Origin of the sequence: Pseudomonas glycinae, from assembly GCF_001594225.2 — a bacterium.
GTDB classification, from domain to species: Bacteria; Pseudomonadota; Gammaproteobacteria; order Pseudomonadales; family Pseudomonadaceae; genus Aquipseudomonas; species Aquipseudomonas glycinae.
On the sequence record NZ_CP014205.2, the window covers coordinates 5,327,509 to 5,349,320 of the forward strand.

Here is a 21,812-nt window from a genome sequence, read left to right on the forward strand (position 1 = left end):
TCTCAAACCAAGGACTTTTATGTCGCGTCGTATCTCCCCCGTCATACCCGGCTTCGGGCTGACGCTGGGCTACACCTTGGTGTACCTCAGCCTGATTGTGCTTATCCCGCTGGCGGCGATGTTCGTCCACGCCGCCCAACTCACCTGGGATCAGTTCTGGACGATCATCTCCGCGCCCCGCGTGCTCGCAGCACTGAAGCTGAGCTTCGGCACTGCGCTGTGCGCCGCGATCATCAACGGCATCATCGGCACGTTGCTGGCCTGGGTGCTGGTGCGCTACACGTTCCCGGGGCGCAAGGTGATCGACGCGATGATCGATCTGCCGTTCGCCTTGCCGACCGCCGTGGCCGGTATTGCCCTGACGGCGCTGTATACGCCGACCGGGCTGGTCGGGCAGTTCGCCGCCGACCTCGGTTTCAAGATCGCCTACACCCCGCTCGGGATCACCCTGGCACTGACCTTCGTGACCCTGCCGTTCGTGGTGCGCACGGTGCAGCCGGTGCTGGCCGACATCCCGCGTGAAGTCGAAGAAGCGGCGGCATGCCTGGGTGCCAAACCGTTGCAGGTGTTCCGTCACATTCTGCTGCCGGCGCTGTTGCCGGCCTGGCTGACCGGTTTTGCCCTGGCGTTTGCCCGGGGCGTTGGCGAGTACGGTTCGGTGATTTTCATCGCCGGCAACATGCCGATGAAAACCGAGATCCTGCCGCTGCTGATCATGGTCAAGCTCGACCAGTACGATTACACCGGCGCTACCTCCATCGGCGTGTTGATGCTGGTGGTTTCCTTCGTCCTGTTGCTGCTGATCAACTTGCTGCAGCGGCGCATCGAAACCCCATAAGGAGGCGCGAACCATGTCCCAATCGTCTATTGCGGCCGCGTCCTCGGCCAACGCCGCCCGCCGTGGCAGCGCCACTTCGCGGCGGATCCTGATCGGCCTCGGCTGGTTGATTTTCTTCCTGTTTCTGCTGCTGCCGCTGTTCATCGTGGTGTCGCAGGGATTGAAGAACGGCCTCGGCGCATTCTTCACTGCGATCTTTGAACCGGATGCCTTGTCGGCGCTGAAACTCACCGTGATTGCGGTGCTGGTGTCGGTGCCGCTGAACCTGGTGTTCGGTGTCAGCGCCGCGTGGTGCGTGAGCAAATACTCGTTCCGCGGCAAGAGCATGCTGGTGACGCTGATCGACCTGCCGTTTTCGGTATCGCCGGTGATCGCCGGTCTGGTCTACGTGTTGATGTTCGGCGCCCAGGGCCTGTTCGGGCCGTGGCTACAGGATCACGACATCCAGATCGTCTTCGCCCTGCCGGGCATCGTGCTGGCGACGATCTTCGTCACCGTGCCATTTGTGGCCCGTGAGCTGATCCCGCTGATGCAGGAACAAGGCACTCAGGAAGAGGAAGCCGCGCGCCTGCTCGGCGCCAATGGCTGGCAGATGTTCTGGCACGTGACCGTCCCCAACATCAAATGGGGTCTGATCTATGGCGTGGTGCTGTGTACCGCGCGGGCCATGGGTGAGTTCGGTGCGGTGTCGGTGGTCTCCGGGCACATTCGCGGGGTGACCAACACCTTGCCGCTGCACGTCGAGATCCTCTACAACGAATACAACCACGTGGCCGCGTTCGCCGTGGCGAGCCTGTTGCTGATCCTGGCGCTCTTCATCCTGCTGCTCAAGCAGTGGAGCGAAAACCGTATCAACCGCCTGCGCGCCAGCGCCGCGGAGGAATAATTCATGTCGATCGAAGTGCGTAACGTCAGCAAGAATTTCAATGCGTTCAAGGCGCTGGACAACATCAGCCTGGACATCCACAGCGGTGAACTGGTGGCATTGCTCGGCCCGTCCGGGTGCGGCAAGACCACCCTGCTGCGCATCATTGCCGGCCTGGAAACCCCGGATAACGGCAACATCGTGTTCCACGGCGAAGACGTGTCCGGCCACGACGTGCGGGATCGCAACGTCGGTTTCGTGTTCCAGCACTACGCGCTGTTCCGCCACATGACGGTGTTCGACAACGTCGCGTTCGGCCTGCGCATGAAGCCGAAAAACCAGCGCCCGACTGAAAGCCAGATCGCGACCAAGGTTCACGAGCTGCTGAACATGGTGCAACTGGACTGGCTGTCGGATCGTTATCCGGAGCAACTGTCCGGCGGCCAGCGTCAGCGGATCGCCCTGGCCCGCGCTTTGGCGGTAGAGCCGAAAGTGCTGCTGCTCGACGAGCCGTTCGGCGCCCTCGACGCCAAGGTGCGTAAGGAGCTGCGCCGCTGGCTGGCGCGCCTGCACGAAGACATCAACCTGACCTCGGTGTTCGTGACCCACGACCAGGAAGAGGCGATGGAAGTGGCCGATCGCATCGTGGTGATGAACAAGGGTGTGATCGAGCAGATCGGCTCACCGGGCGACGTCTACGAAAATCCGGCCAGCGATTTCGTCTATCACTTCCTCGGCGATTCGAACCGCCTGCATCTGGGCGATGACAATCACGTGCTGTTCCGCCCGCACGAAGTGTCGCTGTCGCGGCATGAGCTGGAGGATCACCACGCCGCTGAAGTACGTGACATCCGACCGTTGGGCGCGACCACGCGGGTGACGTTGAAGGTAGAGGGGCAGACTGATCTGATCGAGGCGGAAGTGGTGAAAGACCACGACAGCCTGACCGGGTTGGCGAAGGGTGAGACGTTGTTCTTCAAGCCGAAGGTCTGGCAGAAAGTCGCCAACGTTTGATCTCGCTCGTTCCCACGCTCAGCGTGGGAACGCCGCTATGGACGCTCCCCGTCCACTGTGACGCAGAGCGTCACGGAATGCATTCCCACGCAGAGCGTGGGAACGAGCGAATCAGCCTGTGGTTCAGACAGTCGCGCGATTTGGATTGACCCGCACCACACCCGCCCGCGCCTCGATCTGCTCTTTCAGCTCCTGGCGCATCCCGAGCAGGAACGCCAGTTCGGCCACCACAAACAGCGGCCCGACAATCAACCCGCTCAAGTCATCCACAAACGCCGGTTTGCGCCCTTCATAGTGGTGCCCGACAAACTGGATCACCCAGCCGATCACAAACATCGCAAGACCGCTGCTGAGCCAGACCATGGTGCTCAGCTGCGCCAATACATGCCCGGCCCAGACCGACAACCCCATCAACACGGTCATCAACACCCCGAGCTTCAGCTCCAGGCGCAGGTAAAACCACGCCGACGCAAGGGCGGCAATCACCGCCGGGGAAATCCACAATCCACCCACCGACCATTCCGGCCGCGACAACAGCACGGCCACCGCCACCACAATCAGCGGAATCCCGATAAAGTGGCTGGCGATGTTGCGCGGGTCACGGTGGTAAGCGGCGTATTGACTCAAATGATCGACGAGGCTTTTCATTGTTGTTCCTCCTGTAGGGTGATCGAATCATGCCCCGGGTTCACGGCTCGCTCTGTCAGGCAGGCGACAATCTTTAGGAGAACGCATGGATAAGGTCTGGCGCGAGCGCCTCCTGACCGGGCAATGGTTCAGTCATCTGCCTTCGTCCTTTCAGGATAGTCTGCTGGCGGCGGCCAGGGAGCGGCGGCTGTCGGCGGGGCAGAGGTTGTTTCAGCGCGGTGATGCGCCGTGCGGGTTGTACGCGGTGCTCGATGGTGCGGTGCGTATCGGCGCGGTCAGCGAGCAGGGCAAGGAGGCGTTGCTGAGCCTGGTGGAAGCGCCGCACTGGTTCGGCGAAATCTGCCTGTTCGACAGCCAGCCCCGCACCCACGATGCCTACGCGGTCGGGCCTTGCACCTTGCTGAACATTCCCCAGGCCACGCTGCTGAAAATGCTCGACGAGCAACCCGTCTACTGGCGGCATCTCGCTCTGTTGATGAGCCACAAACTGCGCCTGACCTTCATCAATCTCGAACAGCTGAGCCTGCTGCCGGCCCCGGCGCGTCTGGCTCATCGCTTGCTGATGATCGCCGAAGGCTACGGCGAACTCGATCCGCCACGCCGCGTGCTGCAACTGCCCCAGGAACAGCTGGCGTCGATGCTGTCGCTGTCGCGGCAGACCACCAACCAGATCCTCAAGGAGTTGCAGGGGCAGGGGATTATCGGACTGAGTTATGGCGAGATCGAAATCCTCGACGCTGTGCGATTGCGCGCGCTCGCCACACTTTAGTGCTCAACACTGTCCCTGTGGGAGCGGGCTTGCCCGCGATTGAGGTCGGTCAGTTGTCTTCTATGTTGACTGACACGACGCCATCGCGGGCAAGCCCGCTCCCACAGGGGAATTGTACGTGGCCTACGAACCGCGATAGGTAGAGAAACCATACGGGCTGAGCAGCAACGGAATGTGATAGTGCTGATCCGTCTGCTTCACTTTAAAGATCACCGGAATCTCCGGAAAAAACGTCTCGTGCTTGGTCTTCTCGAAGTACTCGCCGGTCTTGAATACCACCCGATATTCACCCGCCTCGAACGGTTTGTTCGCCGGGAACAGGTCGGCGATCCGCCCCTGTTCATTGGTGGTGCCTTGCGCCAGCGGCTGCCAGTCCTGGCCGACATGGCGCTCCAGGGTCACGTTGATGCCCGGCGACGGCAGGCCGTTTTCCAGATTGAGTACGTGTACGCTCAGCGGGTTGCCGGCGGCCAGCGCCAGGCTCGAAAAAGCGCTCAGGCCAAGCGCGGTGAAAGTCATGCGCAGTGGGGTCATGGTGATGCTCCTGGGTTCAAGTACGGATGATGGACAGGCCGACGATTTCTGCGGCCTTGGTTGCGCAGCTTTCGTCCTGTTCACCGCCACCGGAACCGGCCACGCCCATGGCGCCGACCAGTTCTTTCCCGGCAAACAAAGGGAGGCCACCGCCGAGCAACAGCAACTCGTCCAGCGTGTTGAGGTTGGCGGTTTCCGGGTTGTTGCGGGCGCGCTCGGCGAACAATCGAGTCGGGGTTTTCGTCGATAGCGCGGTGTAGGCCTTGCGTTGGCTGGCGGCGGTGTTGTGCGGGCCGATACCGTCGCCACGCAAGGTCACCAGCAGATTGCCGCCACGGTCGAGCACCGACACCGTGGCGGTGCAGTTTTCCAGCGCCGCGTCGGCCAGCAGCCGCGCGGTTTTCAGATCGAGATCGGCGTGACGGGGCAGGTCGGGCGCAGCAAACGCAGCGCTGCTGAGGCCGATTGTCAGGCTGGCAATCAAGTATTTGACGGTCATGGGCAGGCTCCAAAAGCGAAGGCCATCACCTTATCCGCCGGTCCCCGTCGAAACCTCGTCAGTCGGATTACAAGTTTGTAATGGGCAATGTCGCCGAAGGGGCCTAGCCTGTGACTCTGATCAATCGAGGTGTGCCATGCGTTTGCTGGTCGTAGAAGATGAAGCCAAAACCGCGAACTTCATTGCCAAAGGGCTGGGAGAGTCGGGTTTTGCCGTGGACGTGGCGCTGAATGGCCTCGACGGTCGCTACTTTATTGAGCAGCAGGAATATGACCTGATCATCCTCGACGTGATGCTGCCGGGTCTGAACGGCTGGCAATTGCTGCAACTGATCCGTCAGCGCGGAGCCACGCCGGTGTTGTTCCTGACGGCGAAGGATGCCATCGAAGACCGCGTGCGCGGCCTCGAACTGGGGGCCGATGACTATTTGCTCAAGCCGTTCGCCTTCGCTGAATTGCTGGCGCGGGTGCGCACGTTGTTACGACGCGGGCCGATGCGCGAAGCCGAGTCGTACAGCATCGCCGATCTGGAAATCGACGTGCTGCGCCGCCGGGTCAGCCGGGGCGGCCAGCGCATCGCCCTGACCAACAAGGAATTCGCCCTGCTGCATCTGCTCGCCAGCCGCCAGGGTGAAGTGCTGTCGCGAACGCTGATCGCTTCGCAGGTGTGGAACCTGAATTTCGACAGCGACACCAACATGGTCGAAGTCGCGGTGCGCCGCTTGCGTTCGAAAGTCGATGATCCGTACATGCCCAAACTGATCCACACCGTGCGCGGGGTCGGCTATCAACTCGAAGCGCCCGACGATGCGCGCTAGATCCATTGCCTGGCGCCTGGCTCTGGCGTTCGCTGCCGTCTGCGCGCTGGTACTCAGCGCGATTGGCGTGTTCCTGTATCGCTCGCTGGCCTCTGAGCTCGCCTGGCGCGACGACATGGTGTTGCTCGGTCGCCTGGAACAGGTGCGCGCGCTGCTCGCCGACAGTGACAGCCTCGACGCCTTGCAGGCACGGCCACGGTTGTACCAGAACATGCTCGGCAACCTCGACAGTCTGCTGCTGGTGCAACGCGCGGACGGCTCGAACGTAATCACGATCAATCCTCGCCAACGTGCACTGCCTGCGGTGCAGGCCATCCCCCGGGATCAACCGCCGCAACGCAGCGATGTGCTGACCTGGCAGGCGGCGGACGGTGTCGAGCTGGCCCTGTTGTCAGGTCAGGCCCAAGGGCCGAACGGCGAAGCGCTGACCGTGATTGCCGGCAAGGTGCTGAGCGAGCGCGAACAGATGCTCGGCAGCTATCGCCTGCGCTTGTATCTGGCCGTCGGCCTCGGAGCGTTGCTCGCCTTCACGCTGGGCCTGTTGCTGTTGCGCCGTGGTTTGCGGCCTCTGCGCAAGCTGAGTGAAGCACTGCGCGGCATCGACCTGCGCAGCCTCGACCAACGCGTTCCCACTGACGGCACGCCAGCGGAATTGCTGGAGCCGGTACACGCGCTGAACGGCATGCTGGTGCGGCTGGACGACGGCTTCCAGCGCCTCTCACAGTTTTCCGCCGACCTCGCCCACGAAATTCGCACGCCCCTGCACACCCTGCTCGCCAGCAATGGTCAGGCACTGAATCACCCGCGCAGCAGCACCGAGTATCAGGAAGTGCTGGCGTCGAACATGGAAGAATTCGAACGGCTCAAGCGCATGGCCGAGAACCTGATGTTTCTCGCCCGCGCCGAGCAAGCTGAGCGAGCGCTCGATCTGCGCACGCTGGAACTGCACGAAATCGGCGATGAGTTGTGCGACTACTTCGAAGCCCTGGCCGATGACCGGGGAATTCGCCTGGCAAACACGTTCAGTGGAAAGTTGCTGGCGGATCAGCAACTGCTGCAACGCGCGTTGGGCAACCTGTTGGCCAACGCCGTACGCCATGCTGATGCCGGCTCGGTCATCAGCCTGTGCCGGCTCGATGAACCAGGCATGTGCTGGCTGCAAGTCCATAACCTCGGCCCGGTCATCGCGGATGAGCATCTGGGCAAACTGTTCGACCGCTTCTACCGCGTCGACCCATCCCGTGCGGAGCCGGGAGATTCCGGCGGCTTGGGACTGGCGATCGTGCAGTCGATCATGCAGTTGCATGGGGGGCGGGTGCGGGTCAGCAGTGGTGCAACGGGTACGGTTTTTGAGCTTGGATTTGTAACCCGTCGCTAATCGACCCGCACATGCCGTTTTATATGAGCTAGACTTGCCCTGAGTTTGCATCGAATACGATGCATATAATTTCAATTACGCTTTATTGCACTGCATATAATGCACTGGTGTGTCATGGAACAGTTGGGCGAACTGATCAGAACTCTGCGCAAAGCGCAAAAACTCTCGCAGCAAGCGTTGGCGCAACGTTACGGCATGAGCCGCGCCACCATTTCGGGTATCGAAAACAATACGATTTCTGAAATTGGTCTGCGCAAAGTCGAGGCGATCCTCAACGGCTTTGGCTACGAGCTGACAGCGATTCCCGTGAGAGCACAACGTCCGACACTCGACGCGTTGCAGAAGGCCAATTTCCATGACTGAGCCGACAGATCGCTTGCACATCACCGTCGCTGATAGCCCGGTTGGAACGCTCGGTCGAGGGCAGCCGGGCATGGACAGTGTGTTCAGTTATCGCGAGGACGCCATCGACGAGAATGCAGTGTCGCTGACAATGCCGACCCGGCTGGAGAGCTACGGCTGGGAGCGGGGCATTCATCCCGTCTTCGAAATGAATCTGCCGGAAGGCGCGCTGCGCGATGAGCTGGTTCGACGCTTCAGTAAGGCCGTGCGCGGTTTTGATGATTTCGCCTTGCTCGCAATCGTCGGACCGCATCAGTTGGGACGGCTGGCGATTACCAGTGAGTCGGCAACCGAACGTCAGCCCGAAACATCACTGGCCGAGCTTCTGGTGCACGACGGTGCCCAGGGACTGTTCGATGATTTGCTACAGAAGTACGGCCAATACTCCGGTGTTTCAGGTGTGCAGCCCAAAGTTCTGGTGCGCGACAGTGCGGCAGCAGTTGATCGCCTGACTCACCGAGGCTCCACACATCTGGTCAAAGCCTTCCGTCCCGAAGAATTTCCCGAGCTGGCGACCAACGAGTACTTCTGTATGCGCGCCGCAGCGCTTAGCGGACTTGAAGTGCCAAAGTTTGAATTGAGTGAGCAGGGCAGGTTTTTGGTGGTCGAGCGTTTTGACCTGATTGAGCACGGCTATCTGGGTTTCGAGGACTTTTGCGTACTCAACGGCTGGCCTTCCAGAGCCAAATACGATGGCTCTTACGAAGGCGCTGCCCGACAGATCAAAGCCTTTGTTTCCCCTGCGCTATTGAGTCAGGCGCGGGAAGCTTTTTTCAAGATCGTGGCGCTGTCGGCGGGACTGAAAAACGGCGATGCGCATCTGAAGAACTTCGGTGTGCTGTATGACCATTGCGGCGCGCAGGCCTCGATCCGGCTGGCCCCGGCTTACGACATCATCACCACATCGGTTTACATCAGGAACGACAGCCTGGCCTTGCTGTTGGGCGGGTCGAAGGCATGGCCCAAGCACAAGGCGCTCATCCGCTTCGGTCGTACGGCATGCAATCTCACTGAAGGTCGCTGCAATGAACTACTGCAACAGGTTGTTCATGGCATGCAGACGGCGATGGCGGAAATGCTTGAGCATTGCCGAACCCATCAGTCGTTCGCCGAGGTAGGTACGGCAATGATCGAGCAGTGGGAATCCGGGATTGAGCGCAGTCTGACCAAGGGTTGAGCGACCCATTTGCGCTCAGCGCAACTGATCCCGAAACTGCCCCGGCGTCATCCCGGTCCAGCGTTTGAACGCGCGACTGAAACTGCTGGTGTCGGCAAATCCCAACAGATAACTGACCTCGCTCAGCGAGCATTGCGGATCGCGCAGGTGCAGCAGCGCGAGGTTTTCGCGGCTTTCATTCAGCAGGGTGTCGAAGCGGCAACCCTCGTCCGCCAGATGCCGTTGCAGGCTGCGCAGGCTCAAGTGCAGGGCCTGGGCGATGCGTTCGGCGCTGGGTTCGCCTTCGGGCAGTTGTTCTTCGATGGCGTCGCGCACCTTGCGCTCCCAGGTAAGCGGTTGGAGCTGGGCGAGGGTGCGTTTGAGCACCGCTTCGTTGTGCTCGGCCAGTTCCGGGTTGGCGTCGTCGAGGTGGCTGTCAAAGTCGGTGAGGGCGAATTCGATGCGGTCTTCTTCGGCGCAAAAGTGCACCGGCGAGCGGAACACCTTGTGCCATTGATGCGCATCGGCCGGTTCCGGGCGGCGCAGGTACACCGCCAGTGGCGCGTAGTCGCGGCCCAGGCGATTGCGGCAAGTGCGCACGTAAATCGCGGCGAAGGCGTCGATGGCTTCGAAGGCGGGTGCCGGGTTTTCGGCCGGGATCTTCAGGCGAAATCGATAGCGGTCCTCGGTGCGGGTCAGCTCCAGTTCCAGCGCGTCGCTGACCACCTGGTGATAACGCACGATCCGCTCGAACACTTCCCGCAGGCTGCCGCTGGCCACCAATGCGTAGCCCAGCGCGTGAAAGGTCGTGGGGCTGACGAAGCGCGACACCCGCAAACCGATCGCCGGATCACCGCTGACCTGCACCGCGATTTCCCACAGACGTGTGGTCGCGGACAACGGATAGCGGGCATTCGGGTCGTCCATCAATTGCGGATCGAGCCCGGCCTGCTGACACAGGGCAGTGCTGTCCAGCCCCAGCGCGTCGAGTTGCTTGCGCAGGGCACGGGTCCAGCTGGCGAGAGAAGTCGGTTCCTTCATGCTGATTGGCGCTTCCGGTCAACAGGTTGGCGTTCTCGGCTACCGCGTTTGGAGTCCGCGCGAGGCAGGATACGAACATCTATAACCAGAGGATGGAAGCATGGACCGTACTTCTGCAAGTCCCCAGCGACACAATGCTGCCCAGCGATCAGCGCATATTCGCGAAGTGGTGCTTGCCAAAGGCGTCGAGCTGCGCGAGCGCTACCCGATTCTCAACCATCAGGACGCCCTCGGCGCGGGGATTCTGGCGTTTGCCCTGGCCGGGATGATCGGTTCGGCGGCGCTCTATATCACCGGGCACATGGCGTGGTGGGCGTGCCTGTTGCTCAACGCGTTTTTCGCCTCGCTGACCCATGAGCTCGAACACGACCTGATCCACAGCATGTATTTCCGCAAACAGCGGGTGCCGCACAACCTGATGATGGGCCTGGTGTGGCTGGCACGGCCGAGCACGATCAACCCGTGGATCCGCCGCCATTTGCACCTCAATCATCACAAGGTGTCCGGCACTGAAACCGATATGGAAGAACGGGCAATCACCAACGGCGAACCGTGGGGTTTCGCGCGGTTGCTGATGGTCGGCGACAACGTGATGTCAGCGTTCATCCGCATGCTCCGGGCCAGGACCTGGACGCACAAGTTCAGCATCATCAAGCGCACGCTGAAGGTCTACGCGCCGCTGGCGCTGGTGCATTGGGGGGCGTGGTATGTGTTTCTCGGGTTCCATGGGGCCAATGGCATCGCCTACCTGATGGGTTCGCCGATCGAATGGTCGGCGACCACGTTGTCGGTGATGCAAGTGATCGATATCGCCGCCGTGGTGATCATTGGCCCGAACGTGTTACGCACGTTTTGCCTGCACTTCATCAGTTCGAACATGCATTACTACGGGGATGTCGAGCCGGGCAATGTGCTTCAGCAATGTCAGGTGCTGAATCCTTGGTGGCTGTGGCCGTTGCAGGCGTTCTGCTTCAACTTCGGCAGCAGTCACGGGATTCATCATTTTGTGGTGAAGGAGCCGTTTTACATCCGCCAGCTGACGGTGCCGGTGGCGCACAAGGTGATGCGGGAGATGGGGGTTCGGTTCAACGATTTCGGGACGTTCGGGCGGGCGAACAGGTTTGTTCGCAAGGAGAATGAAGGGTTGGCGGGTAAGGCGATCGAGGTGAACTGACTTTGTGTTTTCGGCTGGAGATCCAGCCCTCACCCTAACCCTCTCCCGGGGGGAGAGGGGACTGATTGGGGGATATTCGGGAGATACACCGACTTGAAAGTGCTTTACCGAATCCACAATCAACTCGGTTTCTCAGGTCGATGTATAGCGAAAGACACCTCGGTCAGCTCCCTCTCCCTCCGGGCGGTCCGACGTTTCGGGAGGGCTGAGCGGGCGGCGTTCCGATGAGGGGGCTTTTGAGCTTGCCCTCAATCCGGCTGAAACGGCGACTCACTGAGAATCACCCCGGTCTCCTCCACATACCGCTGCCAATGCTCGATCAGCGCTTCAAGCTTCTGCGGCTGACTCGACGCCAGGTCATGAATCTCCCCCGGATCACTCCCCAGGTCGTAAAGTTGCCAGGTTGCCGGCCCCACCGGGCCGGGGATCCACACCGCCTTCCACTGCCCCTGCCGAATCGCCCGGCGCCCGAACAGTTCCCAACCGGTAACGGTGTGTTCGTCATGCACCTGCGCCGTCTCGCCGGACAGGAAACCCAGCCACGATTTACCACGCAACGGCGCCACCGGTTTGCCGTGCCACTGCTTGCCGGGATGGCGCACGCCGGCCAGATCGAGAATGGTTGGTGTGATGTCCATCACCGTGCCGAAACCATGGCTGATCTGCCCCTTCAGCGGCAGCTGCGGATAATGCAGCAGCGCCGGAACGCGAATTCCGCCCTCGGTGGTGAACGCCTTGAACAGGCGTGACGGCGCGGTCGCTACCTGCGCCCAGTTCGGCCCGTACCAGACGTAGGAATTGGCGCGGCCGATGTTGTCGAGGCTGTTGTCGTAGTGCTGGCTCAGGTAGGTCACCAGCTCCGGACCGAATTTCGGGAAGGCTTCCAGCAGCGCGCCTTCGGCACCGTTGTCGGACATGAACAGGATGAAGGTGTTGTCGAGCTGGCCCTGCTGGCGCAGGTAATCGACGACGCGCCCGATGTTCCAGTCCATACGCTCGACCATCGCCGCGTAGACCTCCATCGCCCGGGCGGAAATGCGTTTTTGTTCATCGCTCAGCGCGTCCCATTGCGCGGTCAGCTGGATCAGCGGATGCGGTTCGACATCCGGCTCGATCAATCCCAGCGACTTGAGTTTCTCCAGACGCTCGAGGCGCAGCACTTCCGGCCCTGCGTCGTAGCGGCCACGGTATTTTTCGACGATGTCGGCGGGCGCCTGCAACGGCCAGTGCGGCGCGGAAAACGGCAGATAGGCGAAGAACGGCCGGCTCTGGTCACGCTCCTTGAGGTACTGCAACAGCTTGTCGCCGAACGCGTCGGAGGAATAGAAATCCTTCGGCAATTCGTCGATGAACCTGTCGTCCTCGATGTACAGCGCCGGGGTGGATTTCAGCAGGCCGGGCGTGTGTTCATCGTAGGTCGGTTCGAATCCGTAGTGGTTGGCCGCGCCGGGCAGCAGCGAGAACGAGCGCTCGAAACCACGGGCGTGGGGCGCCAGTTCGGCAGTCAGGCCCAAGTGCCATTTGCCGCTCATCAAGGTCTGGTAACCGGCCTCGCGCAGCAACTCCGGCAACGCGACGACACGGTCGTTGAGATAGCCTTCGTAACCCGGTTTGCCGATCAGGTCCGGGGTCAGGGTTTCAGCCATGGTGCCGATGCCGGCGATGTGGTGATCGGTGCCGGTGAGCAGCATCGAGCGGGTCGGCGAGCAGGTTGGTGCAGTGTGAAAATCGGTCAGGCGCAGGCCATTGTTGGCCAGGGCATCGAGGTTCGGCGTGGCGATTTCACCGCCGAACCCGCCGATGTCGGAGAAGCCGAGGTCATCGGCCAGAATCACCAGAAAGTTGGGACGTTGTGGCATCGACAGGCTCCTGTTCAGCAGGCAATGAACGACAGCGGCAGATCGCGGATCTGTACCGGTGCGCTCGGTTGGTAATGATCGTCACTGGTCAGCTCGTGCAGCAGTTCTTCGCGCAGCTGATGGAAGTCGAAACTGCTGCGTTGGCGCGGATGGGGCAGGGCGATGTCCACCACCTGTTTGATCCGGCCGGGGCGCGGTTCCATCACCACCACGCGGTCGGCGAGAAAGATCGCTTCCTCGACATCGTGGGTGACCAGAATCGTGGTGATTTTTGCCCGTTCGCGAATCGCCAGCAGTTCGTCCTGCATCTGCTGGCGGGTCAGCGCATCGAGGGCGCCGAAGGGTTCGTCGAGCAGCAAGATTCGTGGGCTCGCCACCAGCCCGCGAGCAATCGCCACGCGCTGGGCCATGCCGCCGGAGAGTTGATGCGGGTAGGCGCGGGTGAAGTCGCGCAGGCCCACCAGTTCGATGAAGTCGTTGATGCGTTGCTGCTTTTCAGCAGCACCCAGCGGCTCGTTGACCAGGCCCAGGCCGATGTTGTCGGCCACCGTCAGCCACGGGAACAAACGGTGCTCCTGAAACACGATGCCGCGCTCGCCGCCGATGCCGCTGACGGCTTTGCCATCGACAGTGATCTGCCCGCGAAATTGCGTATCGAGGCCCACCAGCAAGCGCAGCAAGGTGGATTTGCCGCAGCCGCTGGAGCCAACGATGGCGACGAATTCGCCCTCGGCGATGTCGAGGTTGAATTCGCGAATCGCCTCCAGTTCGAAACCGTCGACGTCGAAGGATTTGCCTACATGGTTGAAGCTGACAATCGGTGCGTTCATGCGTGTCTCCAGCGGGTGGCGCGGATTTCCAGGCGTTGGCCAATGAGGTTGAGCAGGGCGCCGGTGAGGCCGACCAGCAGCATCCCGGCCATGATCAGGTCCATGCGCAGCAGTTGTTGGGCGCCGATCATCTGGCTGCCGATGCCGCCGTTGGACGGCATGAAATATTCGGCGCCGATGGTGCCGAGCCAGGCGTAGATCAGGCTCAGGCGCAGGCCGGCGAAAATCCCCGGCGCGGCGCCCGGCAATACCAGTCGACGCAGGCGTTGGGCGAGGCTCAGGCGCAGCACTTGCGCGGCTTCGTTGAGTTGCGGTGAGAGGTTGGCGACGCTGCGTTGGGTCGCGACAAACAACGGAAAGAACGCGGCGAGGGCGACGAACACCCACTTCGCCAGTTCGCCCAGACCGAACCAGGCGGTGAGCAGCGGCACCCAGGCGAAAATCGCGATCTGGCGCAGGGCGGCGAGGGTCGGGCCGAGTACGCGTTCGCTGGTGCGCGACAGACCCAGCAACAAACCCAGCACGAGGCCGAGGCCGCCGCCAATCAACAAGCCACCGAGTGTGCGGCCCAGGCTCAGGGCCATGCCCGCGATCAACGTGCCGTCGAGCAATCCGTTTTTCGTCGCCTCAAGCACCACCCACGGGCTGACCAGAATGTTGGCATCGATCCATTGCTGATCGACCGCCAGTTGCCACAGCGCTAACAGCGCCAGCGGCAGCAGCCACGGCTGCACGCGCTGCCAGCCTTCGTAGCGCGGGCCGCGACGAATCTCCGCCGTGGCGGGATGTGGCCAGTGCACCAGTTTTTTGTCCAGCAGACCGATGCCGCGATCCATCGCCACGCCGATCAGGCCGATCACCACGATGCACACAAAGACGATGTCGAGCATGAACAACTGACGCGCCCAGACCATCAAGTAACCGATGCCTTCGCTGGAGGCCAGCAGCTCGACGGCAAGCAATGAAGTCCAGCCAGCGGCGAGCGCCAAGCGTACGCCGGCCATGAATGCGGGGAGGGCGGCGGGCAGCACCAGTCGGCGGATCAACAGACGTGGCGGCAAACGTAAAACAGCGGCGGCTTCACGTAATTTGGGTTGCGCATCGCGCACGCCGACCAGCGTGTGCAGGGTCACCGGCACCACGATGGCCTTGACCAGCACCACCAGTTTCAGCGTTTCGCCGATGCCGAAAAACACCATGAACAGCGGAATCCACGCCAGCGTCGGCACCTGGGCCAGGCCGGCGAAGGTCGGGAAGATCAGGCGTTCGAGACGACGGCTGAAACCCAGCGCCGCACCAAGTACTGCGCCGGCGGTAACGCCCGCCAGCAAGCCCCAGAACAGCCGTTGCAGGCTGATCCACAAGTGACTCCACAACTCGCCCTGGGACAGCTCGATCGCGCTGTTCCACACCAGTGACGGCGCCGGCAGGATCTGTTCGCTCATCCATTGATTACGCGCCGCCAGCCACCACAGGGCGAACAGTCCGAGCGGCAATATCCAGGGTAAAACGCGGTGGCTCAGGCTTGGCCAGGTACGCCGGCTTTTCAACGGCGGTGCGGCCAGTGGCAGGCTGAGCAGGGATTCACGGGCCATGGTGACCTCCGTTGTCGGGTTGGATCGAGTCAGCGGAATTAGCTAAAAAACAATAGTTATAAGCGAGTTAGAAAATAATCATTTTGGAGATAAGCAGCGCCATTTAAGGCCTCCAGCCCTGCGCGCATCCAATGCATTCGAAGAATATTTTCGATGCTCTCCATGCATACGGCTCTGCATGTCCCGACTTTGCTGGCTTAGCGTGAAAAGCTATAAAAATGTGCTTTTTAAGTATTTAAGTGCTGATACGGATTGCGCCTACTTTCGGCTCCTCAATGCCCGCCGTGATCAGGAGCCGCACCCATGAACCTTCCCTTCAAACGTGTCATCAGTCTGTTTGCCGCGCCGGCACTGGCGGGTCTGCTGGCGTTCTCTGCCCAGGCCGACGAGCTCAAGGAAATCAGGATTGCCGTGCCTGATCTGAGCGCGGGTACTCAACACAGCGGCGGGGGCATCGTGGACGTGCTGCGCGATCAGCAGATCTTTGAAAAGGCCTTCGCCGATCAGGGCATCAAGATTCAGTGGAGTTTCTTCAAGGGCGCCGGGCCTGTGATCAACGAGGCATTCGCCAACGGTCAGGTGGACCTGGCCTATCTCGGAGATCTGGCGGCCATCATCGGCAAGTCCAACGGTCTGGACACGCGACTGCTCAGCGCCAGCGCCCGGGGGGTGAAGCAATATCTCGGCGTCGTGCCGGGTTCGGGGATCAAGACGCTGCAGGATCTCAAAGGCAAGCGCGTGGCGATCTTCCGGGGCACTGCGACCCAGTTGTCGTTCGATGCGGCGCTGGCCAGCGTCGGTTTGAGCGAGAAGGACGTGAAGGTGATCAACCTCGATTTCAACGCAGCGGTAGCGGCGCTGGCGGCGAAGCAGATCGATGCGTCTTGGGGCAGCTCCGGGCTGACTGCATTGCAGGCCAAAGGACTGGCTGAGCTGCCATTGAATACCAAGGATCTCGGTGGCGCCGGCAGTGTGCAGTCGGTGCTGGTGGGCACCGGCAAGTTTGTCGACGGGCATCCGGAAGCCGTGGCGAAGCTGCTCAAGGCGCAGCAGCAGGCGGTGGAGTGGTTGACGCAGGACAGCAACAAGGACGCCTATGTGCAGCTTGTGTCGGGGCTGGCGAGCTATCCACCAGTGATCCTCACCCAGGATCTGAAGGATCAGAACCTGAGCGAAGTCTTCCCTTCGACACTGGATCCGCTGTTCCTCGAAAACCTGCAGGGCAAGGTGGATCTGGCGGCGCAGCAGAAGCTGATTCGCAAGCCGTTCAAGGTGAACGAGTGGGTGGCGCCTGAACTGGCAGCTGCGAAGCTCTGAGTCATGCGGTCATTCCCGCGCAGAGCGTGGGAATGACCCTCAAACCGCGACGCTGATCGCCTGTTTATCCACCGCCACCAGCGTCTCGATCATCGCCCGCGCCGCCGGTGACAGCCGGAATCCCGTGCGGCTCACAATCCCGCAGCGCGCATTCATGCTCTCCAGATTCTGCGGCAGATTGCGCCAGTGCAGCAGCGCCAGCGAGCCTTGCGCAATGTCCTCGACAAACGCCTCTTCAGTGCCGACGCCAATCGCGTTGGATTGCAGCACCACTTTCACCAGCGCGGGAAAATGCTCGGTCTCGATGGACGGTGAAAAATCGATCCGGCCGCTGAGATTCGCCAGCAGTTTGCGAATGCCCGGCGGGATCAGCGTGGTCGCCAGCGGGTAGTCGAACATGTCGTTGGTCGACAGGCTTTCCTTGGCCAGCAGCGGATGCCCCGGCCGGCAGAAAAACACCCCGCGCTTGGGTGTCAGCGGCTGGGTCTGGAAGTTCGGGTCGGATTCGAAATGACGGATGTCGGCGATGAAGAATTCGATCTCCTCACGGCTCAGGGCGCGGCTGAGTTTTTCCCAGTTATCCACCTGAAAACAGGTGCGCACTTTCGGGTGCGCATTGATGAATTGCGCCACCGCGTCCGGCACCAGTTTCACCGCCGGCGCCGGGCCGCAACCGAAGTGCAGTTCGCCGGCATCGAGCTTGGTCATCTGGGTCACTTCGGCGCTGAGCAATGCCGCGCCCTGCACCAGGGTCAGGGCGTGTTGCAGCACCACCTGACCTTCTGGTGTCGGACGTAGATCCTTGTTGCCGCGATCCACCAGCACGCAGCCGAACTCCTGCTCCAGCCCTTGAATGCTGCGGCTGAACGCCGGTTGAGTGATGCCCATGGCGTCGGCCGCGCGGACAAAACTGCGGTGTTCGTTGAGGGCGATGAAGTAGCGCAACTGGCGAAGATCCATATGCTTTTCCGGCATCCTAAAAATAGCTCGAAGGCATTTGCGACGAGGTTGCTTGAGGTTTTAAATGCAAGCTCTTATTCCGTCAACGAAGCATGTGAATATCTATTAGATGTAAATGGAATATAGATAGAGCGTTGTTTCGCTGCCGTCCAACCGCAAGCAGTCGATGAGGGTCTACCCATGAGCAATGCCGCACTCGCTGTAAAACCCGCTGTCCACGCACTGGACATTTATCCGGTGGCCGGCCGTATCGGCGCCGAAATCCGTGGCGTGCAGCTGTCCGGTGAGCTGGACGCCGCGACGGTTGAAGCCATTCAACAGGCGCTGATCCAGTACAAGGTCGTGTTCTTCCGCGAGCAGACCCAGCTCGACGATCAACGTCAGGAAGCCTTTGCGCACCTGCTCGGCGAGCCCGTGGCGCATCCGACCGTGCCGTCCCGCGAGGGCACCCGTTATCTGCTGGAACTGGACGGCGCCGAAGGGCAGCGCGCCAACTCGTGGCACACCGACGTGACCTTCGTCGATGCCTACCCGAAAGCCTCGATCCTGCGCTCCGTGGTGGCCCCGGCGTTCGGTGGCGACACGCTGTGGGCGAACACCGCGACCGCGTACAACGAATTGCCGACTGAATTGCGTGAGCTGGCAGACAAACTGGTGGCCGTGCACAGCAACGAATACGACTACGCCGCCGTGAAGCCGGACGTGTCGGCGGAGAAGCTTGAGCGCTATCGCAAGATCTTCACCTCTACCGTCTACGAAACCGAGCACCCGGTGGTCCGCGTGCACCCGATCAGCGGCGAAAAGAGCTTGCTGCTGGGGCATTTCGTCAAACGCATCAAGGGCTATTCCCAGGCCGATTCGGCGCACCTGTTCGGCTTGCTGCAAAGTCATGTGATCCGTCAGGAGAACGTCGTGCGCTGGCGCTGGAAGGCCGGTGACGTGGCGATCTGGGATAACCGCTCGACTCAGCATTATGCGATTGATGATTACGGCACTCAGGATCGTGTGGTGCGTCGGGTGACGCTCAAGGGTGAAGTGCCGGTCGGGGCGAATGGGCAGCGTAGCCAGACCATCAAAGGGCGCGAGTAAGAGCAGAAGATGATCGTTCCCACGCTCTGCGTGGGAATGCAGCCCGGGACGCTCCGCGTCCCAAAGCGGACGCAGAGCGTCCATTGAGGCATTCCCACGCGGAGCGTGGGAACGATCAGTGCCTCGGCGGGGTGAGCGATCACTGTCACCAAACCCCGATCTGCACCATCTTCTCGGTCTCCGGCTCCCCATAACGAAACCGCTGCCCACGCAAATCAATCTCCTGATGACTGATGGTCGTGCGCCGCTTCAACCCGCGCACCCACTCGAACAGATACCCCGCATGCTCCTCGCGCACCGCCGCATACGCCGGGTCCGCGCCCAGATCCTGCAGCTCCTGCGGGTCATTCAGCAGATCGAAAAGCTGCGGCCGGAAGCCGTCGTACGCCAGGTATTTCCAGCGCTCGCTGCGCACCATGGTCATGCGGCAGCGGTCGATCGGCTGGCCCAGCCGCTCCCGTGCCGGGGCCTGAAAGGCGTAGTCGTATTCGCTGATCGCATAGCGGCGCCAGTCAGGGTTTTCACCGTGCAGCAGCGGAATCAACGAGCGACCTTCCAGGCGATGCTCCGCCCCCGTCACGCCCAGCGCTTCGAGAAAGGTCGGCACGCCGTCGATGGTTTCCGCCAGACGTTCGTCCACCGTGCCCCGGGTGACATCCGCCGCCGCACGCGGGTCGCGCACGATCAATGGCACGCCCACCGCCTGCTCCAGCAAAAACTCCTTCTCGCCCAGCCAGTGATCGCCCAGAAAGTCGCCGTGATCGCTGGTGAACACGATCAGCGTGTCTTCCCAGCGGCCGTTGCTTTGCAGGAAATCGAACAGCCGCCCCAACTGATCATCGACCTGTTTGACCAGGCCCATGTACGTCGGGATCACGTTCAGTCGTACCGGATCTTTGGAGAAGTTCAGGCTTTCCTCATGCTGGCGAAAGGCCTGATAGACCGGGTGGTCGCTGGGAGAGGCATTACGTACCGGGTCGAGAATCGATTTCGTACTGTACAAGGTGTGGTACGGAGCCGGTACGATGTAGGGCCAGTGGGGTTTGATATAGGACAGGTGTAAAAACCACGGTTTTTCACCTTGCTCACCGATGAAGTCGATGGCTCGATTGGTAGTGTAGACAGTCTCTGAATGTTGCTCGGGAATTCGCGCGGGCAAATGGGCATTGCGCATTTTCCAGCCACTGAGGATTTCTCCGTTGTCGCCTTCGGCCGCGTTAGCCCAGTCATGCCAGGGGTTGCGTCCCTCGAAACCCTGTTCGCGCAGGTAATGGGTGTAGGGCGCGGATTCGCGTTTGTCATCGAACAGCGGGTCGTCGGGGAAGATGCCGTCGTGGCGAAAGTAGGGTTCGAAGCCGACTTCGTTCAGCACTTCGGCCTGGGCGCTTTCAGGGTTGATCGCCAGCCGCTGCAAGGCGTCCACGTTGGCCGTGGCGTGGGTCTTGCCGACCAGCGCGGTACGAATGCCGTGGGGGCGCAGGTAATCGCCGATGGTCAGTTCTTCCAGCGGCAGCGGCACGGCGTTCCACGCCACTTGATGGCTGCTGACATAGCGCCCGGTATAGGCCGACATCCGCGACGGCCCGCAGATCGTGCCCTGTGTGTAGGCGCGGCTGAAGCGCACGCCGGCGGCGGCCAGGCGGTCGATGTTCGGGGTGTGCAGGTGCGGGTGGCCGTAGCAGGACAGGTAATCGCGGCGCAGTTGATCGCACATGATGTAAAGCACGTTGCGCACAGGGTTTTGCGGGTTGGACATGGGGTTCACCAGTCAGAAAGACAGGCGAGGTTTTTCGCTTTCGGCGAGGGTGTTCGGCAAGTGCATTCGGGGAATGCTTTATATGCAGCAAATGCATCGGCGCCTGTACTGACGTCATCGCTGGCAAGCCAGCTCCCACAAGTACCGGGTGAACGCATTATTTTTGCCAGGCGCAGGTCCTGTGGGAGCTGGCTTGTCGGGTCGCCGCATCGCAGCGATAGCTGTGCCTCAGACAGCCAGATTCTCAAGTGAACACACCTCCTCATCCACCGCATCAATCGCTTTGATCTGCTCGATCATCGCCTCGGCCAACGGTGACAGACGATACCCGGCGCGGCTGACAATTCCGTAACGGGTATAAAGCTCCTCCAGATCATCCGCCAATCCTTCGATCTTCAAGCAGACCAACTCACCCCGGGCCTGATGCAGTGCATCCGAATAGGCGCCGACGATACCGATCGCATCGGAGCGCAACACCACGCCGAGCAGGCTGGCGCTGTTCTCGCACTCCACATTCGGGACGAAATCCGGCCGGCCACTGAGGTCAACGATGACCTTGCGGAGGTTTGGCGGACGAATGCTCACGGCCAGCGGATAACTCATCAATTGCTCGGCCGTGACCCGATCCGATGCGCCCAGCGGATGCCCGGCGCGGCAGCAGAAATGCCATTTGCGCGGGCGCAAGCGGTGGGTCAGGTAATCCGGATCTGCCTCGAAGTGCCGTGTATCGGCAACGAAGAATTCGAACTCCTCGCTCAGCAGTCTTTTGCTCAGGCTCTGCCAGTCATCGACCTGGTAATGCACTCGCGCTTTCGGGTAGCGGCCGATGAAGCTGCCGATCGCTCGCGGGATCAATCCCGCTGCCGGCGCCGGGCCACAACCGAAGCGCAACTCCCCAGCCTCCAGCCCGTTGAACTGGCTGATCTCGTTGGCCATCTGCTGCGCACCGCTGACCAGGCGCCGCGCATGTTCAAGCAGCACCTGGCCCTGTTTGGTCGGCGGTAATTCCTTGCGTCCGCGATCCACCAACTGGCAACCGACGCTGTGCTCCAGCGCCTGAATGCTGCGGCTGAACGCCGACTGCGACAGGTTCACCGCCTGCGCGCCGGCGACGAAGCTGCGTTGTTCGGCAAGGGCAATGAAGTGACGTAGCTGGCGCAAGTCGATATGCATTTTTCACATAAAAAATATCCGGGAAATGCATTGGATATGCATTAGGTCGACTCCTTATAAAGGCAATCTCTTATGCAGTAAATCTTTGTAAAAACATA

Annotated in this window: 21 protein-coding genes; 11 read left to right on the top strand and 10 right to left on the bottom strand. The window is 61.2% G+C overall.

Annotated features, from left to right (window positions below):
• The first annotated feature begins 19 nt into the window (after positions 1-19).
• Genes cysT through AWU82_RS24365 form a run of 3 tightly spaced genes read left to right on the top strand, consistent with a single transcriptional unit; the run spans position 20 to position 2,717 of the window.
• The gene (gene cysT, locus AWU82_RS24355; RefSeq protein ID WP_007952818.1) at positions 20-838 is read left to right on the top strand and encodes a sulfate ABC transporter permease subunit CysT; all 819 of its coding nucleotides are present in this window, start codon (positions 20-22) and stop codon (positions 836-838) included.
• A gap of 13 nt (positions 839-851) precedes the next feature.
• A complete protein-coding gene (gene cysW, locus AWU82_RS24360) occupies positions 852-1,724 on the top strand; it encodes a sulfate ABC transporter permease subunit CysW (protein ID WP_011331905.1) in 873 nt (290 codons plus the stop codon).
• Positions 1,725-1,727: 3 nt separating this feature from the next.
• Positions 1,728-2,717, top strand: coding sequence for a sulfate/molybdate ABC transporter ATP-binding protein (locus AWU82_RS24365; protein WP_064382696.1), 990 nt, complete (start codon positions 1,728-1,730; stop codon positions 2,715-2,717).
• Positions 2,718-2,840: 123 nt separating this feature from the next.
• On the opposite strand, the gene AWU82_RS24370 is transcribed toward AWU82_RS24365, so the two are convergent.
• The gene (locus AWU82_RS24370) at positions 2,841-3,365 is read right to left on the bottom strand and encodes an Mpo1 family 2-hydroxy fatty acid dioxygenase (protein ID WP_064382697.1); all 525 of its coding nucleotides are present in this window, start codon (positions 3,363-3,365) and stop codon (positions 2,841-2,843) included.
• Between the two features lie 85 nt (positions 3,366-3,450).
• Here AWU82_RS24370 and AWU82_RS24375 point away from each other — a divergent pair, with 85 nt between their 5' ends.
• Positions 3,451-4,134 carry a Crp/Fnr family transcriptional regulator gene (locus tag AWU82_RS24375; RefSeq protein WP_064382698.1) on the top strand — a complete coding sequence of 228 codons (684 nt, stop codon included), beginning with the start codon at positions 3,451-3,453 and terminating at the stop codon, positions 4,132-4,134.
• A 123-nt stretch (positions 4,135-4,257) separates the two neighbouring features.
• Here AWU82_RS24375 and uraH read toward each other — a convergent pair whose 3' ends face one another.
• Both uraH and AWU82_RS24385 read right to left on the bottom strand, forming a co-directional pair.
• A complete protein-coding gene (uraH, locus tag AWU82_RS24380) occupies positions 4,258-4,668 on the bottom strand; it encodes a hydroxyisourate hydrolase (RefSeq protein WP_064382699.1) in 411 nt (136 codons plus the stop codon).
• A 16-nt stretch (positions 4,669-4,684) separates the two neighbouring features.
• Positions 4,685-5,167, bottom strand: coding sequence for a GlcG/HbpS family heme-binding protein (locus AWU82_RS24385; protein ID WP_064382700.1), 483 nt, complete (start codon positions 5,165-5,167; stop codon positions 4,685-4,687).
• A gap of 136 nt (positions 5,168-5,303) precedes the next feature.
• Between AWU82_RS24385 and AWU82_RS24390 the strand changes: the two genes are divergently transcribed.
• The 4 genes from AWU82_RS24390 to AWU82_RS24405 all read left to right on the top strand — a co-directional run bounded on the left by AWU82_RS24390 (position 5,304) and on the right by AWU82_RS24405 (position 8,941).
• Entirely contained in the window at positions 5,304-5,984 is a 681-nt protein-coding gene (locus tag AWU82_RS24390; RefSeq protein WP_039772967.1) for a heavy metal response regulator transcription factor, read from the top strand.
• Complete coding sequence (locus AWU82_RS24395; protein WP_064382701.1) at positions 5,974-7,362, top strand: heavy metal sensor histidine kinase; 1,389 nt, start codon at positions 5,974-5,976, stop codon at positions 7,360-7,362. The genes AWU82_RS24390 and AWU82_RS24395 overlap by 11 nt, the downstream gene beginning before the upstream one ends.
• A gap of 114 nt (positions 7,363-7,476) precedes the next feature.
• Complete coding sequence (relB, locus tag AWU82_RS24400) at positions 7,477-7,725, top strand: type II toxin-antitoxin system RelB family anti-toxin (protein ID WP_064382702.1); 249 nt, start codon at positions 7,477-7,479, stop codon at positions 7,723-7,725.
• Positions 7,718-8,941, top strand: coding sequence for a type II toxin-antitoxin system HipA family toxin (locus AWU82_RS24405; RefSeq protein ID WP_064382703.1), 1,224 nt, complete (start codon positions 7,718-7,720; stop codon positions 8,939-8,941). Before relB ends, AWU82_RS24405 begins: the two co-directional genes overlap by 8 nt.
• A 15-nt stretch (positions 8,942-8,956) precedes the next feature.
• On the opposite strand, the gene AWU82_RS24410 is transcribed toward AWU82_RS24405, so the two are convergent.
• Entirely contained in the window at positions 8,957-9,961 is a 1,005-nt protein-coding gene (locus AWU82_RS24410; RefSeq protein ID WP_064382704.1) for an AraC family transcriptional regulator, read from the bottom strand.
• A gap of 100 nt (positions 9,962-10,061) precedes the next feature.
• Between AWU82_RS24410 and AWU82_RS24415 the strand changes: the two genes are divergently transcribed.
• A complete protein-coding gene (locus AWU82_RS24415; protein ID WP_064382705.1) occupies positions 10,062-11,135 on the top strand; it encodes a fatty acid desaturase in 1,074 nt (357 codons plus the stop codon).
• A gap of 248 nt (positions 11,136-11,383) precedes the next feature.
• Here AWU82_RS24415 and AWU82_RS24420 read toward each other — a convergent pair whose 3' ends face one another.
• The 3 genes from AWU82_RS24420 to AWU82_RS24430 are packed head-to-tail and all read right to left on the bottom strand — an operon-like array spanning position 11,384 to position 15,419.
• A complete protein-coding gene (locus AWU82_RS24420; RefSeq protein WP_064382706.1) occupies positions 11,384-12,994 on the bottom strand; it encodes an arylsulfatase in 1,611 nt (536 codons plus the stop codon).
• 14 nt (positions 12,995-13,008) lie between these two features.
• Positions 13,009-13,824, bottom strand: coding sequence for an ABC transporter ATP-binding protein (locus tag AWU82_RS24425; protein WP_064382707.1), 816 nt, complete (start codon positions 13,822-13,824; stop codon positions 13,009-13,011).
• Complete coding sequence (locus tag AWU82_RS24430) at positions 13,821-15,419, bottom strand: ABC transporter permease (protein WP_064382708.1); 1,599 nt, start codon at positions 15,417-15,419, stop codon at positions 13,821-13,823. Before AWU82_RS24430 ends, AWU82_RS24425 begins: the two co-directional genes overlap by 4 nt.
• Positions 15,420-15,722: 303 nt before the next feature.
• Between AWU82_RS24430 and AWU82_RS24435 the strand changes: the two genes are divergently transcribed.
• Complete coding sequence (locus AWU82_RS24435; RefSeq protein WP_011331920.1) at positions 15,723-16,736, top strand: ABC transporter substrate-binding protein; 1,014 nt, start codon at positions 15,723-15,725, stop codon at positions 16,734-16,736.
• Positions 16,737-16,775: 39 nt separating this feature from the next.
• Here the strand turns inward: AWU82_RS24435 and AWU82_RS24440 are convergent, their stop codons facing one another.
• Positions 16,776-17,696 carry a LysR family transcriptional regulator gene (locus tag AWU82_RS24440; protein ID WP_064382709.1) on the bottom strand — a complete coding sequence of 307 codons (921 nt, stop codon included), beginning with the start codon at positions 17,694-17,696 and terminating at the stop codon, positions 16,776-16,778.
• A gap of 180 nt (positions 17,697-17,876) precedes the next feature.
• Here AWU82_RS24440 and AWU82_RS24445 point away from each other — a divergent pair, with 180 nt between their 5' ends.
• On the top strand, positions 17,877-18,785 hold the full coding sequence (locus AWU82_RS24445) for a TauD/TfdA dioxygenase family protein (RefSeq protein WP_064382710.1): 909 nt from the start codon (positions 17,877-17,879) through the stop codon (positions 18,783-18,785).
• Positions 18,786-18,930: 145 nt separating this feature from the next.
• Here AWU82_RS24445 and AWU82_RS24450 read toward each other — a convergent pair whose 3' ends face one another.
• Together AWU82_RS24450 and AWU82_RS24455 are read right to left on the bottom strand one after the other, a co-directional pair.
• Positions 18,931-20,541, bottom strand: coding sequence for an alkaline phosphatase family protein (locus AWU82_RS24450; RefSeq protein ID WP_064382711.1), 1,611 nt, complete (start codon positions 20,539-20,541; stop codon positions 18,931-18,933).
• A 228-nt stretch (positions 20,542-20,769) separates the two neighbouring features.
• Positions 20,770-21,714, bottom strand: a complete 945-nt coding sequence (locus AWU82_RS24455; protein ID WP_064382712.1) for a LysR family transcriptional regulator — start codon at positions 21,712-21,714, stop codon at positions 20,770-20,772.
• Positions 21,715-21,812: the final 98 nt, after the last annotated feature.